At 68.3% G+C, this 15623-nt stretch carries 12 protein-coding genes; 2 read left to right on the top strand and 10 right to left on the bottom strand.

Going from position 1 to position 15623, the window contains the following annotated elements:
• Positions 1–177 precede the first annotated feature (177 nt).
• From CTP10_RS19125 to CTP10_RS19110, 4 genes are all read right to left on the bottom strand, one after another.
• Positions 178–3300, bottom strand: coding sequence for an efflux RND transporter permease subunit (locus CTP10_RS19125; RefSeq protein WP_116318726.1), 3123 nt, complete (start codon positions 3298–3300; stop codon positions 178–180).
• Between the two features lie 13 nt (positions 3301–3313).
• Complete coding sequence (locus CTP10_RS19120; protein WP_116318727.1) at positions 3314–4537, bottom strand: efflux RND transporter periplasmic adaptor subunit; 1224 nt, start codon at positions 4535–4537, stop codon at positions 3314–3316.
• A gap of 40 nt (positions 4538–4577) precedes the next feature.
• Entirely contained in the window at positions 4578–5957 is a 1380-nt protein-coding gene (locus CTP10_RS19115; RefSeq protein ID WP_116318728.1) for a TolC family protein, read from the bottom strand.
• A gap of 377 nt (positions 5958–6334) precedes the next feature.
• Positions 6335–7492, bottom strand: coding sequence for an acyl-CoA dehydrogenase family protein (locus CTP10_RS19110; protein ID WP_116318729.1), 1158 nt, complete (start codon positions 7490–7492; stop codon positions 6335–6337).
• Between the two features lie 236 nt (positions 7493–7728).
• Here CTP10_RS19110 and CTP10_RS19105 point away from each other — a divergent pair, with 236 nt between their 5' ends.
• Positions 7729–7977, top strand: a complete 249-nt coding sequence (locus CTP10_RS19105; protein ID WP_116318730.1) for a hypothetical protein — start codon at positions 7729–7731, stop codon at positions 7975–7977.
• A gap of 15 nt (positions 7978–7992) precedes the next feature.
• Here the strand turns inward: CTP10_RS19105 and CTP10_RS19100 are convergent, their stop codons facing one another.
• From CTP10_RS19100 to CTP10_RS19090, 3 genes are all read right to left on the bottom strand, one after another.
• Positions 7993–8853: a LysR family transcriptional regulator gene (locus CTP10_RS19100; protein ID WP_116318731.1), complete on the bottom strand. Its 861-nt coding sequence runs from the start codon at positions 8851–8853 to the stop codon at positions 7993–7995.
• Between the two features lie 88 nt (positions 8854–8941).
• Positions 8942–9304 (bottom strand): hypothetical protein, encoded by a 363-nt coding sequence (locus tag CTP10_RS19095; RefSeq protein WP_233528075.1) that lies wholly within the window; start codon positions 9302–9304, stop codon positions 8942–8944.
• Between the two features lie 211 nt (positions 9305–9515).
• Entirely contained in the window at positions 9516–11060 is a 1545-nt protein-coding gene (locus CTP10_RS19090; protein WP_116318732.1) for an SLC13 family permease, read from the bottom strand.
• Between the two features lie 171 nt (positions 11061–11231).
• Between CTP10_RS19090 and CTP10_RS19085 the strand changes: the two genes are divergently transcribed.
• A complete protein-coding gene (locus tag CTP10_RS19085; RefSeq protein ID WP_116318733.1) occupies positions 11232–12089 on the top strand; it encodes an AraC family transcriptional regulator in 858 nt (285 codons plus the stop codon).
• A gap of 45 nt (positions 12090–12134) precedes the next feature.
• Here the strand turns inward: CTP10_RS19085 and CTP10_RS19080 are convergent, their stop codons facing one another.
• The 3 genes from CTP10_RS19080 to CTP10_RS19070 all read right to left on the bottom strand — a co-directional run bounded on the left by CTP10_RS19080 (position 12135) and on the right by CTP10_RS19070 (position 15467).
• A complete protein-coding gene (locus tag CTP10_RS19080; RefSeq protein WP_116318734.1) occupies positions 12135–12959 on the bottom strand; it encodes a class I SAM-dependent methyltransferase in 825 nt (274 codons plus the stop codon).
• A gap of 327 nt (positions 12960–13286) precedes the next feature.
• Positions 13287–14630: a PQQ-dependent sugar dehydrogenase gene (locus tag CTP10_RS19075; protein ID WP_116318735.1), complete on the bottom strand. Its 1344-nt coding sequence runs from the start codon at positions 14628–14630 to the stop codon at positions 13287–13289.
• Between the two features lie 132 nt (positions 14631–14762).
• The gene (locus CTP10_RS19070; protein WP_116318736.1) at positions 14763–15467 is read right to left on the bottom strand and encodes a glutathione S-transferase N-terminal domain-containing protein; all 705 of its coding nucleotides are present in this window, start codon (positions 15465–15467) and stop codon (positions 14763–14765) included.
• Between the last annotated feature and the right edge of the window lie 156 nt (positions 15468–15623).

Raw genomic sequence — 15623 nt, 5'->3', positions numbered from 1 at the left:
CCAGGGTCCGGCGCGAGCACTTGGGGTATGCAATGGGTTGCGGGGATGGGACTGGGCGGGGTCGCCATGTCTGGCGTGGCAGACAGGCACGCTGGCAGGAAGGAAATAGCGCCTGAAGCAGGCGCCCCTCTCCCGCATGCGGGAGAGGGGCGCGAACCGGTGAACAATGAAACAGCCTCAGCCCGAAATCGACGGCGTCAGCTTGTTCTCGTCAGTCGCTTCGCCCTCTTCGTCCGGCCAGTTGCGGCCGACCATCCATTCGTACAGCGTCGGCAGCACGATCAGCGTCAGCACCGTGGCCGTGATCAGCCCGCCGATGATGACGATCGCCAGCGGGCGCTGCGTCTCCGAGCCGATCGCCCGCGAGATCGCCATCGGGAACAGGCCCAGCATCGCCAGCAGCGCGGTCATCAACACCGTGCGCAGCCGGTCCATCGAACCAGTCAGCACCGCCTGCCGCACCGGCATGCCTTCATCGCGCAGCTGGTTGAAGTAGGTCACCATCACCACGCCGTTAAGCACGGCCTGGCCAAACAGCGCGATAAAGCCGATCGCTGCCGACACCGACAGCGGGATGCCGGTCAGGAACAGCGCGAACACGCCGCCGATCAGCGCGAACGGGATGTTCGAGATGATCAGCGTGGCGCTCTTGAACGACTTGAACGCGTTGAACAGCAGCAGGAAGATCATCAGCACCGACAGCGGCACCACGATCGCCAGCCGCGCCATGGCGCGCTCCTGGTTCTCGAACTCGCCCGACCAGCTGATCTTGACGTCGTCGGCCTTGACGTTCTTCTTCACCAGCGCCTGCATGTCCTTGACTACGCTGCCCATGTCGCGGTCGCGGATAAAGATGCCGATCGAGGTGGTGCGCTGGCCGTTCTCGCGGCTGATGTTCATCGCGCCCGACGCCGCGCGGAACGTCACCAGTTGCGACAGCGGCACCTGCGCGCCGTCGGCCGTCTGCATGAAGATATTGGGCAGGTTGGGCAGCTCGCGCTCCGACGGCTTCAGGCGCACCGCCACGCTGAAGTGGCGCTCGCCTTCCCACAGCTCGGTGGCGGCCTTGCCGGCCAGCGCGGTTTCCATCAGGTCCTGCACGTCCGCCACGTTGATGCCGTAGCGTGCCGCCTGGGCGCGGTCGAACTCCAGCACGTATTGCGGCAGCTCGCCGTCGCGGTCGATAAAGGCGCGCATCACGCCCTTGACCGACTGCACGTTGGCCAGGATCTGGTCGGCCACCTTCTTGTTCTGCTCAAGGCTGTCGCTCTGCACCTTGATCACGATCTGGCCCTTGATCTGCGAGATGCTTTCCAGGATGTTGTCGCGCACCGGCTGCGAGAAATTGGGCTCGATGCCGGGGAGCTGGCGCAGGTTCTTGTCGATCTCGCCAATGATGGCGCGCTTGTTGAAGCCATCGCGCCATTGCTTCTCCGGCTTGAGGTCGACCAGGATCTCGACGGTGTTGATCAGCTTGGGGTCGGTGCCGTCGTCGGGGCGGCCCACCTTGGAGATGGTGGAGTTGACCTCCTGCGTCTTGCGGATGACGCTGCGCAGCAGCCGCGCCTGGTCGCGCGCCTCGTCGATCGAGACTGAGGCCGGCAGGTCGAAGCTGACCCACATCGAGCCTTCGTCCAGTTCAGGCAGGAATTCGCTGCCGAGGAACTTGCCCACGCCTACGGTCGCCACCAGCAGGCCCAGGGCCGTGCCGATCACCATCTTCTTGTGGTCCAGCGCCCAGGCCAGCATCGGCTCATAGAGCCGCTTGCAGTGACGCACCAGGAAGTTGTCGTCGTGCGCGATATTCTTCGTGAGCAACAGGTGGCACAGCAGCGGCACCAGTGTCAGCGAGAGGATCAGGGACCCGATCAGCGCCCCCGTCACCGTGTAGGCCATCGGCGCGAAGATCTTGCCCTCGTGCCGCTGCAGCGTGAAGATCGGGACGTGCGCGGCGATGATGATGACCATCGAGAACACGGTCGGACGGCCTACCTCCGTGGTGGCCTGCAGGATGGCATGCAGGCGCGCCTTGCTGTCCTTGATCTGCTGCTCCTTGAGCTCGCCCAGCCGCTTGAAGATGTTCTCGACCACGATCACCGCGCCATCGACGATGATACCGAAGTCCATCGCACCCAAAGACAGCAGGTTGGCCGGGATGCCCACCCACGTCAGCCCGATGAAGGTCGACATCAGCGCCAGCGGAATGATCAGCGCCACGATGGCGGCGGCGCGCACATTGGCCAGGAACAGGTACAGCACCGCCATTACCAGCAGCGCGCCTTCCACCAGGTTGCCGAACACCGTGTGCAGGGTCTTGTCGATCAGCGTGGAGCGGTCGTAGTACGGCACGATCTTCACGCCCTTGGGCAGGATCTGGTCGTCCAGCAGTTCGATCTTCGCCTTCAATGCTTCCAGCACTGCGGAAGGGTTCTCGCCCTTGCGCATCACCACGATGCCCGAGACGATATCGTTCTCGTCGTCCTGGCCCATCAGGCCCTGCGGCGGCGCGCTGCCGACCTTCACGTCGGCGATGTCCTTGACCAGGATCGGCGTGCCGTTGTTCTCGGCCACCACCACGTTGGCGATATCGGCCGAGGTGCGGAAGCTGCCCAGCGAGCGCAGCAGGAACTGCTGGCGCCCGTGCGCGACCGCGCCACCGCCGGCGTTGGCATTGGCGCGCTGCAGCGCCGTGAACAGCTGCGACAGCGAGATCCTGGCGTCGCGCATGCGCGCCAGGTTGGGGTTGACTTCGTACTGCTTGATAGTGCCGCCGATCGTCACCAGGTCGGCCACGCCCGGCACCTGGCGCAGGTTCTTCTCCACCACCCAGTCCTGCAGCGTGCGCAGTTCCTGCGGCGTATAGCCCTTGCCGGTCAGGCGGAAACGGAAGATCTCGCCGATCGCGGTGGACAGCGGCGCCAGGTCCGGATGCACGCCGTCGGGCAGGTCGACGCTGCGCAGCCGCTCCAGGATCTGCTGGCGCGCGGTCACGTCGGTAGCCTTGTCATTGAAGGTCACCATCATGAACGACAGGCCGAACTGGGTGTGCGAGAACACCCGCACCGCATTCGGCGTGCCGGCCAGCGCGGTCTCGATCGGGATGGTGACCTGCCGCTCGACTTCTTCCGCGGCGCGGCCGGGGTACAGCGTGATGACGTTGACCTGGATGTCGGAAACGTCGGGGAAGGCCTCGATGGGCAGGTTCTTGAACGCGGCCAGGCCGCCGCCGACGAAGATTAGCAGCCCCAGCCAGACAAAGAGCTTCTGGTGCAGGGCAAAGCTGACGATGCGAGAGATCATGTGGCCGCCGTCCTCACTTCTTGTCGGCCGCACGCGCCGCACTTGCCGCGTTCAGGGCGGTGGCATCGCGCAGGATGTCCTGCAGGTACAGGTTGCCCTCGGTCACCACGGTCTCGGCTTCCTTCACGCCTTCCAGCAATTCGGTAGTGCCGGGCATGGTCACGCCCACGCGCACCTGGCGGCGCTCGAAGGTGTTGGGGGCGGTGCGCACGAAGACATAGTTGCGGTTGTCGGCCAGGAACACGGCCTTGGAAGGCACCGCGATGCCTTCGAACGATGCCGCGGGCATGCGCGCCGTAACGAACATCTCGGCCTTCAGGCGGCGTCCGGGATTGGGCACGCTCAGCCGGACCTTGATGCTGCGCGCGGTCGGGTCGACATAGTCGGCGATCTTGACCACGGTGCCGGTGAAGGTTTCGCCGGGGTAGGCGGCGGTGACTACCTGCACGATGACGCCGTCGCGGAACAGGCTGAGGTCGGATTCCGCCGCATCGACCTGCGCCCACAGCGTGGTCGGGTCGGTGATCAGGAACAGCGGCGCGGCTGGCGGCTGGTCGGGGCGCAGCTCCATGCCCTGGTTGATGTTGCGCTCGACCACCAGGCCGTCGATCGGGCTGCGCAGCGCGAAGCGCTGGTTCACGCCGTCGCTGCCTGCCGCAGCGCCGTACTGGCGCAGCGCCGCCTGCGTGCGCTGCAGGTCGGCCGCGGCGCGCGCCGCATCGGCCTGCGACTGTTCCAGTTCCTTCTGCGCGATGACGCCGGCGCCGTACAGCTCGCGCTGGCGCGCCAGCGCCTTGGCCGCGACCGCGCTGTCGGCGGCGGCCTTGCGCGCGTCGGCCTGGGCCACGCCGAAGTCCGGCGAAGTCAGGCTGGCCAGCGGCTGGCCGGCCTTGACGGTGGCGCCGGGCTGCACCAGGACCTCGGTCACGCGGCCGGCAAAGGGCGTGGACACGCGCACGGTCTTGTCCTCGTTCCACACCAGCCGGCCCGGCAGGTTCAGCATGCGTTCGCCGCCGGACCTGGCGGGTTCGCCGGTGATGCCGGGCAGCGATTTCACGCTGGCCGGGAACTGGATGGTGTTGCCGCTGACCTTGGGATCGTCATCGGGCTTGGGCGGCTCGGACTTGCCGCAGGCGGCGAGCACCAGCGCGCACAGCGCCACGGCGCAGACGGAAGACAGCCGTGCGGGCACGGCGGTGGAACGCGGGCGATGGGTGCAGGACGTGCGGCGGAACATGCGTGACAAGTGATACATGAAGAATGCGCTGGAACTGCGATCAGGGACGTGCCTGCGAGGCCACGGGCTCGCCCGTGGTGGTAGTGGTCTGCAACGCGGCGCGGTAGGCCGACAGCGCCTTGGCGTACGCGCCCTGCGCTTCGACCGCGTCGAGCCGGGTCTGGCGCAGCGCGCGGCGCGCGTCGAGCAGGTCGAGCACGCCGGTGGCGCCCTTGTTGTAGGCGAACTCGGCGCTGCCGGCGACGCTTTCGGCGGCGGGCAGCACCTCGTCGCGCATCTGGCGCAGCGACTGGCGCGCGGTTTCGAGCTGGCTGCGCAGCCGGTCGATTTCGTTGCCGGCCTCCAGCATCACGCGGTTGCGGTCGTCCAGCGCGGCGTAGTAGTCGACTTCGGCGCGGCGTGCCTCGCCGCCGTTGCGATGGCGCACGAACAGCGGGATCGTCAGGAACACGCCGAAGCTGTTGCCGGTGCCATACGAATTGGTGGGGGAGACCGGATAGTGCTCGGCCTGCGCCCCAATGGTCACGTCGGGCACGCGTCCCGCGCGGGCCAGGTCGCGCGAGGCGGCGGCCGCTGCCAGCCGCGCCTCGGCGGCGGTCACGTCGGGGCGGCGCTCGAGCAGGTAGGGATCAGGTTGCGGCGCCGGCGTATCGAGCGCCGGCCAGTCGGCGACCAGCCGGTTATCCGACAGCGTGCCCGGAACCCCCATCGCCTGCGCCAGCGCGGCCTTGTCGCTGTAGTGGTCGGTCATGGCCTGGCGCATGTCGTTCTGCGAGCGCAGGACGTCGAGCTGCAGCTTGTTCACGTCGGCGCGCGCCACGTCGCCCGCCCTCAGGCGCGTTTCGCTGGCCTGGCGGGTGCGCTCGTACAAACCCAGCGTTTCCCGGAGCACCGCCACGCGTTCCTGGCTGACCAGCGCCTCGAAGAAGGCCTGCTCGACCGCGGCGGTCTGCTGCGCCACCACGGCCTGCACCACTTCGCCCGCCGCGGCGCTGGCCTTGCGCGCGGCGTCCACGCGCAGGTTGCCCTTGTTGGCGGTTTCGACGAGCTGGTCGACGCGCAGCTTGGAGTCCACCGTCTTGCTGCGCAGGTTGCCGGAGCCAACGCCGGCGTGCGGATTGATGTTCTCGACCCCCAGGCTCAGCACCGGGTTGGGCCGCTGCGATGCAATCTGCACATCGGCCTGGCTGGCTTCCACGCCGCGCCGCGCGGCGATGATGGTGCGGTTGCAGCGCAGCGCGTCCAGGCGCACCTGGGCCAGCGTCAGCGTGGCGCCGGCGGGCGGTGGCGTGCAGGGAGCGGCGGCATCGGCGGTATCCGCCGAAGGCTGGGGTTCGGCGGCAATGCTGGCCGCGGGTCTGGCGAGAGCACCCAGCAGGAGCAGGGTTCCCGCGGCGGCACGGGTAAAGACAACAGGCACGGTCAGTCTGGCTCGGTTCGAATGCGGTTTGCGGTCAGCGGTCTGCGGTAAACGACCGTGCCCACCGAACGGTGCACCGACCGATGAATTTTCATCCGTCGGCCAGCCGCCTCCGCGGTCGCTCGGCCGGGCTGTCTTGCCGCGCCCTCGCCTGCTGTCCTGATGCTTTAGACGCCACCCGGACACGATCTCCCGACGGCATTCAAACCGAATCGCATTACAAACGGCTTTCATATCCCTGACAAAAGCCTTTAACTGCGTGAAAACCCCAAGTTCCGCGGCGTGGCGGCGAAGAAAAACGGCAAACGGCCCGGAAGCGGCCGACGCGTGGGTCGGCTGCTTCCGGGCCGCTATTCGGCCTTCGCCCTGCGGGGTGCCTATGCCTTGACGCGATCGTCCAGCCCGAGGCTGCGTCCGATGATCTCTTTCATGATTTCGCTGCTGCCGGCGTAGATGCGCGAGATCCGGGCATCTGAATACATCCGGCAGATGCGGTACTCCTCCATATAGCCGGCCCCGCCGTGCAGCTGCACGCCCTCGTCCACCACGCGGCCCTGCAGCTCGGAAGTCAGGAGCTTGGCCGACGCCGCCGTCTCCACCGTCAGCGTGCCCGCGTTGTGCTGCAGCACGCACTGGTCGACGAAGGTCTGGATGGCGTCGAGCTGGGCGCGCAGCTCGGCCAGCTTGAAGCGCGAGTTCTGGAAGGTGCCGATCGGCCGGCCGAAGGCCTTGCGCTCCTTGACGTAGTCGAGCGTCAGGTCGAACGCCACCTGCGCGGACGCCATGTAGCCGCAGGCGCCGATCAGCCGTTCCTCGGCCAGGTGCCGGGTCAGGTAGCGGAAGGCCTGGCCCGGTTCGCCGAGCACATTGGCCTTGGGCACCTTGACGTTGTCGAAGAACAACTCGGAGGTGTCCTGCGAATGCAGCCCCATCTTGCGCAGCTTGCGGCCGCGCTCGAAGCCCGGCATGCCGCGCTCGACGATAAACAGGGTCAGGCCGTGGCTGCGCTCGGGATCGGTGCGCGCCACCACCACCACGTAGTCGGCCAGCTGGCCGTTGGAGATATAGGTCTTGGCGCCGTTCAGCACCCAGTGGTCGCCGCGGTCCTCGGCCCGGGTGCGGATGCCGGCCAGGTCGGAACCGGTCTGCGGCTCGGTCATGGCGATGGCGAAGATGGCCTCGCCGCGCGCCGCGGCCGGCAGCAGGCGCAGGCGCTGCTCTTCATTGCCGATGCGGCCGACATACGGCGCCACCAGGCGCGAATGCAGCGTGCCGAAGAAGCCGGAGTCGCCATGGCGCGCGTTTTCCTCGATCAGGATCTGCTCATAGCGGAAATCATCGACGCCGGCGCCGCCGTATTTCTCGTCGGCCCACATCAGCAGGTAGCCCTGCTCGCCGGCCTTGCGGAACACCTCGCGGTCGACGCAGCCCTGCTCGCGCCAGCGCTCGCCGTGCGGCCCGACCTCGCGCTGGTAGAAGCGGCGGGCGGATTCGCGGAAGGCGTCGTGTTCGGCTTCGAAGATCAGGCGTTGCATGGCTGGAGTCCCCTTTCGGTGTGGTGTGCGGATCGGTTGAGTGTCTGCCGTGCCGCGTGCCTCAGGTTCGTCGGAAAAGATGATTTTTCTACAAGCCGCGGGCATGCCGGTTTTGCCGGCACAAGCGATTCAATGCAAATATATTGATATGAACCGACGATAACTTTCATTTACCCGCGGGCATGCTTTGTGCCAATACTGGAAGCACAGACACCTATTCGATGGAGCGGGAAACCATGGAAGCCGTCCTCTGGATTGCGCTGGCGCTGGCGCTGGTGGCGCTGGGAGGCACCGTCACCTGGCTGATCGGCACGCGGGTACCGGAACCGGTATTCGAGCGCGCGCAGCGGCATGGCCGCTTTGCCGGCCTGGAACCGAGGCCGCCACGCCGGCCGCGCGGCGGCAAGCGCGTGCGGCAATACCGGCTGGTGCCTGCCGCGGGATGGCCGGTCCTGGCGGCACAGGCCGTACCGGTGCGCGCCTGATGCCAGTGGCGCCTGCTACAGCGGCACGTCCCAGCGCTGCGACCAGTCAGATTCTTCGCGCACGATATCGCGCAGGATGCGGACAGCCTCCTGCGTCGTGCCGGCTGGCTTCCTGGCGCACACCAGGAACACCGGATACGAGAATTCCGATTCGCTGTCGACGCGCGTCAGCACGCCGCTGTCCAGGTAGCTCTGCACGACCCGCGTGCGGAAATAGCCGCTGCCCCCGAACTGCAGGATGTACTGCAACGCCAGCGGCCCCAGGTTGAAGTACAGCGACGCGCGCGCATGCTGGGGCAGCACGCTGTCATGCTGGCGCCGGAACTCCGGGCCCCAGTCGACGTGGACATAGGGGCCGTCGCGCTGGGTCGAGCGGATCAGGATCAGCTTTTCTTCCATCAGCGCCTCGACATGCATGCCGGGCGCGTACTCCGGCTGGTAGACCAGCGCCGCGTCGAGCGTGCCCGACTGCAGCTTGTACTGCAGTGCCTCGCCCTCCCCCACTTCAGCACGCACCGCCAGCGCCGCCATCTGCTGGCGCATGCGCGTGGCCCAAAGCAGCACCAGCGGATTGCCCAGGCTGATCTCCGCGCCAAAGCGGAACAGGCTTTCCAGCCCCGCCGGCAGCGGCAACTCGCGGCACGCCGCCTCCCAGGTCTGCACCAGCTGGCTGGCATAGCCCAGGAAACGCTGGCCATCGGCGGTCAGGCGCGCGCCGGCCTTGTTGCGCTCGAACAGCCGGCAGTTCAGCTGCGACTCCAGGCTCTTGATCCGGGCCGTTACCGCGGTTTGCGTGACGTGCAGCTTGTCAGCGGCCGCCAGCAGGCTGCCGGTACGCACGACTTGCAGGAAGGTGCGGGCGAGTTCGATGTCCATGGTCGGGGCTGCAATGGCCGGTGTGACGCATTGTAGGCAGATCCCAACCGAGAATCGCAAATCCCTCACTGACTCCCTCGGACCCCGCTCAACGGACCGGCGGCTTTGCCGCGACCGGTCGCACCGCCGCGCCGGCATCTCCCGCAGCCGGCCCACGCACGTCGCGCGGCTGCCGCAGCGGCGCGATGCCTTCCGGTTCCTGCCATGCCACGCCATTGTCATAGCCGGTGGACACGGCCTCGAGGTAGCCGGGGGCGAATTTCTGTTCGGGGATAACAGCCACTGCCGCGGGAGCGACCGGCTGCGGGGCCTCGGCCTGTGCGCAGGCGACGCTGTTCAGGCACAGCCCCAGTACGCGCAGCAGCACGACAGCGCGGCGTGTACGGTGAACCAGTTTCTTTTGCGGGCGCGACGCGGCCTGCCCGCGTTGGCAGGGGGATTGGGGATTCATCGGAGTTCTCCGGGAAGCCATTGCTGGCGGGTGGGACAACGAGCATCGGCGCCGCGCTCGCTGCCTGATCCGCAATGACCGTGCCACCACCACCACGTCGCCTGCAGCGCGGCGTGACGCACTTTCCCGGGTCAATCCGAAGGTAACTCGTTGGCGAAAGACCGACGGTCAGCCAAAAGCTGTCGGCATCCGTCCAACACCACCCGCTGGCTCAGGGCAGGTACCCGAGCAGCCGCCACCACAGGTAATCCAGCGGCAGCAACACCAGCACCGTGATGGCCGCCAGCGCCAGGCAGAGCCGCGTGCCATGGCGCAGCCCGACCCCGCCCAGCTGCATTGCGATCACGATCGGCGGCGACTGGTACGGGAAGAACACCGTGGAGAACACCGGCACCTGCAGCATCAGCACCGTTTCCAGCGGCAAGCCGGTGGCGCTGGCAAACTCCCGCGCCAGGGGAGACAACACGGCCGGCAGGCTCGGCAGCGTGGTCATCAGTCCCATGCTGGCGCCGACGGCCCCGAGCGCGCTAACGTTCACCATCGTGTTCCCCGGCGTCAGCTGCAGCCAGTGCAGCAGCGCGTGGCTGACGGCAGTGCCCAGTCCGGTCGACTCCACCACCGCGCCAAGCCCGAGGAAGCCCGCCACATAGAGCAACGGCACCAGGTGGACCTGCTCGGCCAGCGCTTTGGACGAGACCAGGCCCACGCCCGGCAGCAGGCATACGATGCCCGCGGCCAGCGCGATCCACGCCGGCGAGACGCCATGCAGCGCATCGGTGGCAAACCCCACCACGGCGATCGCCAGGATGACCGCCAGCAGCCGCTCCTGCAGGCCCATTGGCGCGCGCACTGCCGCAGGCGCCGCCACCAGCGGCGCGTCGTGCGGGAACAGCCGGCACACCAGCCAGACCAGCACCACGGTCTTGAGCAGGCCCAGCACCGGGAAGTGCAGCAGCAGGTAACTGCCGTAGCTGAGGTTGATGCCGTACAGCGAACTGGCCGCACCCAGCAGCACGCTGTTGGGAATATTGGCCGGCAGGATGGTGGTCGGCGGCATATAGCTGGCCGCGGCCACCGTCAGCACAAGGCCGATGCGGCCGTTGGAGCCCGGAGCCAGGCCCACACGGTCCGCCAGCGCCAGCACGATCGGGATCAGCAGCAGCACGCGGCCGGTGGTGGACGGCATCAGGACCGCCAGGCCTACGGCGCTGACCGCCACCAGCGCGACCAGTTGCGGATAGCCGTGCATCCGGCGCTGGAAGATAACATCGGCCAGCCGCAGCGCCAGCCCGCTGTTGCGCAGCGCCACGCCGGTGACCGCGCCGCCGAACATCAGCCACCATGCGGGCGAGGCGAAACCGCTGAACACCACCTTGGGCGGCGCGATATGGAACACCACCGCGCACAGGAAGAACAGCAGCGTGGCGGTGGGCTCGGGCAAGGCGCCGAGCGCCCAGCAGCACACGGTGGACAGCACCAGCGCCGCGGCCCAGACCAGCGCCGGCGGCGCATCGATGGCGTGGCCGGCACTCAACACCAGCGCGATGCACGCGCCGATGGCGAAGGCGGCCCTGGCAGACTGCTGCAGGCCGGTATCGGGCGTGGCGGGCGTGGTGGGCGTGGCGGACGTGGCGGACGTGGCGGACGTGGCGAGCGTGGTAGGCGTGGTGGGCGGCACCGTGCCGGCGGTGGCCGGCGCGGCACCCGGGCCGCCCAGGCCGAAACGCGCCGCGGCGCGGCGTACGAATGGAGGCATGGAGAAACGTCTCGTCAATGGCGCCGGTCCCATGCCGCGCGCGATTGCGGCGGGCCGGTGCCTGTTCGGCAACTGGCCGGTCCCGTTCCCGGTCGCGGCCACTCGATGTCAGCATCGTAGGCCGGCCCCGATTGGCGGAGTTACACTAATCGGGCAATTTCTTACGATTCCATGCCACGCGAAGTCGCCCCCACTCCTGGCTCGCTTGCCTCACTTGACGCGCCTGCCGCCCCGGCCCGCCGCCGCCCGGTCTACTCGCCGGTGCCGCGCGCACGCCCCAGCGCCGCCGACCCGGTGATCGCTCACCTGCGGCGTCCGCCGCCCAATGCGGTGATCCACCCGCACCGCCATCCGTGGGGCCAGCTGTCGTTTCCGATCAGCGGCAGCCTGCGCATCACCGCCGGCGGCATCACATGGCTGGTGCCGGCGATGCGCGCAGTCTGGATCCCGCCCGACGTGGAGCACAACGTGGTGGTGCTGGGCACGGTGCGCTTCTACGCCTGCTACATCGCGCCGCAGGCCTGCGCGCTGTCGGCCGATTCGTGCGCGGTGCTGGAGGTGTCGCCACTATTGCGCGAGCTGATGGAAGCCCTGGCCCACGACGACACGCTCGGCGAGCGCCGCCGTCAGCTGTGCGCCAGCCTGCTGGTGGAGGAACTGGCCGCCGCGCCTACGCTGTCATTGGGGCTGGCGCTGCCTTCAGACCGGCGGCTGCAGGCGCTGTGCCACGCGCTGATGGAAGATCCCGGATCCAGCCTGACGCTGTCCGAATGGGCGGCGCGCACCGGCGCCAGCGAGCGGACGCTGGCGCGGCTGTTCGAAAGCGAGCTGAAGACCAGCTTCGGCAGCTGGCGCCAGCAGTTGCGCCTGGCCCACGCGATCGACCTGATGAGCCGCGGCCGGCCGCTGGCGCATGTGGCCGCGGAAACCGGCTACGCCCACGCAGGCGCGTTCTCGACCATGTTCCGACGCGCACTTGGGCAAACCCCGCGCGACTTCATGGCGCGCCGGCGCCGCGTGCTGGCTTGAGGTGACGGTCGGCGGCGCGCGACGCAGGCTCGGGGCGACGCAGGCTCAGGGCTTTACCGCGGCGGCCAGCACTGCCGGCATCGGCACCTCGAAGCCGCTGCCGCGCATATAGCCGGCCACCGTCCCGCGCAGCACGGCCCGGATCTCGTCGCGCGCCCGCGGGGTCTGCGCGCGCAGCGTGGCGGCGGCACGCACGGTGCCCTGCGCCAGCGCATCGAAGAGCTGGTCCGGCGTGGAAAAGCGCCACACCTGCGGCACGTTCCGGCACGAGGGCGCAACGAAGCCGGCCTGCTGCAAGGCGCTGCGGCACTGGTTGGGATCGCTGAAAAGAAAGAAATTGGGCCCCGCCGGCAAGTCGACCTCCATCGAGCCATAGGCGCGGATGGCGGCATAGACTGCGCCGAAGCCCACCGCCCGCTCGGGGGCATCCCACACCGTAAAGGCAATGCGCCCGCCGGGGCGCAGCACGCGGAAAGCTTCGCGCAGCGCGGCATCGGGATCGGACAGGTGGCACATGCCGAATCCATTCACCACCGCATCGAAGCTGGCGTCGCCGTAGGGCAGCGCCTGCGCGTCGGCCTGCTGGTAGTCGATGTCGGGATAGAGCTTGCGCGCCAGCTCCACCTGCGCCAGCGAGAAATCGATGCCGATGGCCTCGGCGCCGCGCCGCGCCGCGGCCGCGGCAATATGGCCCGAGCCGCTGGCGACATCGAGCACACGCAGTCCGCTGCCGGCGCGCGCCTCGTCCAGCAGCGCCTCGATCGATTGCCGGGTCACGTGCGACAGGTGCTCCTGGTAGCGGCTGACGACTTCGGGATCCTCCCAGCCAGCCAGCTCAAAGGCGCGAAACGAATCTCCGGTGTGATCCATGCCCCCCTCCCAGGCGTCGGTGTCCAGGCTGCGGTTTGTGCGGGGATGAAGCAGGCACGATTGATGCGCCGCGCCCCCATCCAAGCGAAGTATAGTCAGCGCGGCGCCGTCGCAATGGTCTGGCAATGGCCGCGCGATCTCCTCGCAACCTCCGCGCAACCTCCGCGCAACCTCCGCGCAACCTCCTCGCACCCTCCGCGCAATGTGCCGCGCTCAGGCAAAACGCAGCGTGGCCACGCCGGCGGCGATCAGGCGGGCGGCACCCAGCCGGGCCGGGCCTACCCGCTCCTTGAGGCGGCGCTGGCCGGGCCGGCACCGGCACAGCCGCTATTTCGTCCCGCTCACGCGCCAGATGACATTGCCGACGTCGTCCGCCACCAGCAACCCGCCGCGCTTGTCGATCGCCACGCCCACGGGCCGGCCGCGTGCATTGCCCTCGCCGTCGACAAAGCCGGTCAGCACGTCGAAGGGCGCGCCATTCGGCCGGCCGTTGCTGAACGGCACGAAGATGACCTTGTATCCCGCCAGCGGCCGCCGGTTCCACGAGCCATGCTGGCCCACGAACATGCCATCCTGGAAGCGCGCCGGCAGGCTGTTGCCGGTGGCCGCCGCGAGCCCCAGCGCCGCGGTATGCGCGCCGACCGCGTAGTCGGGCGCGATCGCCCTGGCCACCAGTTCCGGCGCCGGCGGCTTGACGCGCTCATCGACATGCTGGCCGTAGTAGCTGTATGGCCAGCCATAGAAGCCGCCATCGCGCACCGAGGTGATGTAGTCCGGCACCAGGTCGCTGCCGATCTCGTCGCGCTCGTTGACCGCGGTCCACAGCACGCCCGTGACCGGCTCCCACGCCATGCCGTTGGGATTGCGCAGGCCGCTGGCAAAGATGCGGTGCGTGCCGTTCCTGGGGTCAACCTCCCAGATCGCGGCGCGGCCCACTTCCTTGTCCATGCCATGCTCGGCCACGTTGCTGTTCGAGCCCACCGTCACGTAGAGCTTGCTGCCGTCGCGGCTGGCGATGATGTTCTTGGTCCAGTGGTGGTTGAGCGGCCCGCCGGGCAGGTCCGCCACCTTCTGTGGCGCCGCGGCGATCTGGGTCTGGCCGGCCTGGTACGGGAAGCGCAGCACGGCGTCGGTGGCCGCCACGTAGAAGTCGTTGCCGACCAGCACCATGCCGAACGGCGAGTTGATGTCCTTCAGGAACACCGAGCGCTGGTCGGCGACGCCGTCGCCGTTGCTGTCGCGCAGCAGCGTGATGCGGTTGGCGCTGGGCGTGCCGGCGCCGGCGCGCTTCATCATCTTCTTCATGATCCAGCCCTTGATGCCCTTGCCGTCGTCGGGCTTGGGCGGGGCATTGCTCTCGGCCACCAGCACGTCGCCGTTGGGCAGCACGTAGACCCAGCGCGGGTGATCGAGCTTGTCGGCGAAGGCGGTCACCGCCATGCCCTCGGCCGGCACCGGGCGCTGGCCCTCGGACCATCCAATGGCGGGTGCGATCTTGACGGTGGGGATGGAGGTCTTGTTCGGCGGCGGCAGCTGCGGCGTCGGGCCGAATCCGGCCTCCGAAGGCAGCTTCGCCGATTCGCTGCAGGCGCAAAGCGCCGCTGCAGCGCCCACCAGCAGCGCTGCGCCGCACAGGCGGAAAGAAGACGGGAAGGGCTTGGGCAGCGGCATGGTCCGGACTCCTCGGGCAATGCAGGATGTGCCCGCTTCTCGACTATAGGAGCGGGCTGCCGGCCCCTCTGTAGGCGCCCGGGAAGGCCCGGCGTAGGACATTGCCCACGCCCGCCCGCCATGCGCCGGCGCTCAGCCCCGATGCGGCGTATCCAGCCCCTTCACCACCGCCGGACGCTGCACGAACGCGTCCAGCACGCGCCGCACGTTGGCGAAGTCCTTGAAGCCGACCAGGTCGCCCGCCTCGTAAAAGCCGACCAGGTTGCGCACCCATGGGAAAGTCGCGATGTCGGCAATGGTGTACTCATCGCCCATGATCCATGTGCGGCCCGCCAGGCGCTGCTCGAGCACGTTCAGCAGGCGCCGGCTCTCCGCCACGTAGCGGTCGCGCGGGCGCTTGTCTTCATAGGCCTTGCCGGCAAACTTGTGGAAGAAGCCGACCTGTCCGAACATCGGCCCGATACCGCCCATCTGGAACATCAGCCACTGGATGGTCTCGTAGCGCCGTGCCGGGTCCGCCGGGATCAGCTTGCCCGACTTGTCGGCCAGGTACAGCAGGATCGCGCCCGATTCGAACAGCGCCAGCGGCTTGCCGCCCGGGCCGCTGGGGTCGAGGAGCGCGGGGATCTTGTTGTTCGGGTTGAGCGACAGGAATTCCGGCGAGAGCTGGTCGTCGGTGTCAAAGCGCACCAGGTGCGGCTCATACGGCAAGCCGCTCTCTTCCAGCATGATCGATGCCTTGACGCCGTTCGGCGTTGGCAGCGAATAGAGCTGGATGCGGTCGGGATGCTGCGCCGGCCATTTGCGGGTGATGGGGAAAGCGGACAGATCGGACACGTGGGCTCCGGTGGCGCGGTGCCCGGCGCGTGGCGGGCATCGGATAGCTGAAACCACGGATGATAGCCCGCCGATGCAAACCATGCCGGGGGCCGCAGGCCAATATGCAAAACCCCGCATCTCTTGCGAGATGCGGGGTTTCGTCTTGCCGTGTGG

Source organism: Cupriavidus sp. P-10 (assembly GCF_003402535.2).
GTDB lineage: Bacteria > Pseudomonadota > Gammaproteobacteria > Burkholderiales > Burkholderiaceae > Cupriavidus.
This window is presented reverse-complemented; position numbering and strand designations above follow the sequence as displayed.

Coding starts and splice junctions, on each gene's coding strand:
- CTP10_RS19125 (WP_116318726.1), bottom strand. CDS start 3,300: ATGATCTCTCGCATCGTCAGCTTTGCCCTGCACCAGAAGCTCTTTGTC.
- CTP10_RS19120 (WP_116318727.1), bottom strand. CDS start 4,537: ATGTTCCGCCGCACGTCCTGCACCCATCGCCCGCGTTCCACCGCCGTG.
- CTP10_RS19110 (WP_116318729.1), bottom strand. CDS start 7,492: ATGCAACGCCTGATCTTCGAAGCCGAACACGACGCCTTCCGCGAATCC.
- CTP10_RS19105 (WP_116318730.1), top strand. CDS start 7,729: ATGGAAGCCGTCCTCTGGATTGCGCTGGCGCTGGCGCTGGTGGCGCTG.
- CTP10_RS19100 (WP_116318731.1), bottom strand. CDS start 8,853: ATGGACATCGAACTCGCCCGCACCTTCCTGCAAGTCGTGCGTACCGGC.
- CTP10_RS19095 (WP_233528075.1), bottom strand. CDS start 9,304: ATGAATCCCCAATCCCCCTGCCAACGCGGGCAGGCCGCGTCGCGCCCG.
- CTP10_RS19090 (WP_116318732.1), bottom strand. CDS start 11,060: ATGCCTCCATTCGTACGCCGCGCCGCGGCGCGTTTCGGCCTGGGCGGC.
- CTP10_RS19085 (WP_116318733.1), top strand. CDS start 11,232: ATGCCACGCGAAGTCGCCCCCACTCCTGGCTCGCTTGCCTCACTTGAC.
- CTP10_RS19080 (WP_116318734.1), bottom strand. CDS start 12,959: ATGGATCACACCGGAGATTCGTTTCGCGCCTTTGAGCTGGCTGGCTGG.
- CTP10_RS19075 (WP_116318735.1), bottom strand. CDS start 14,630: ATGCCGCTGCCCAAGCCCTTCCCGTCTTCTTTCCGCCTGTGCGGCGCA.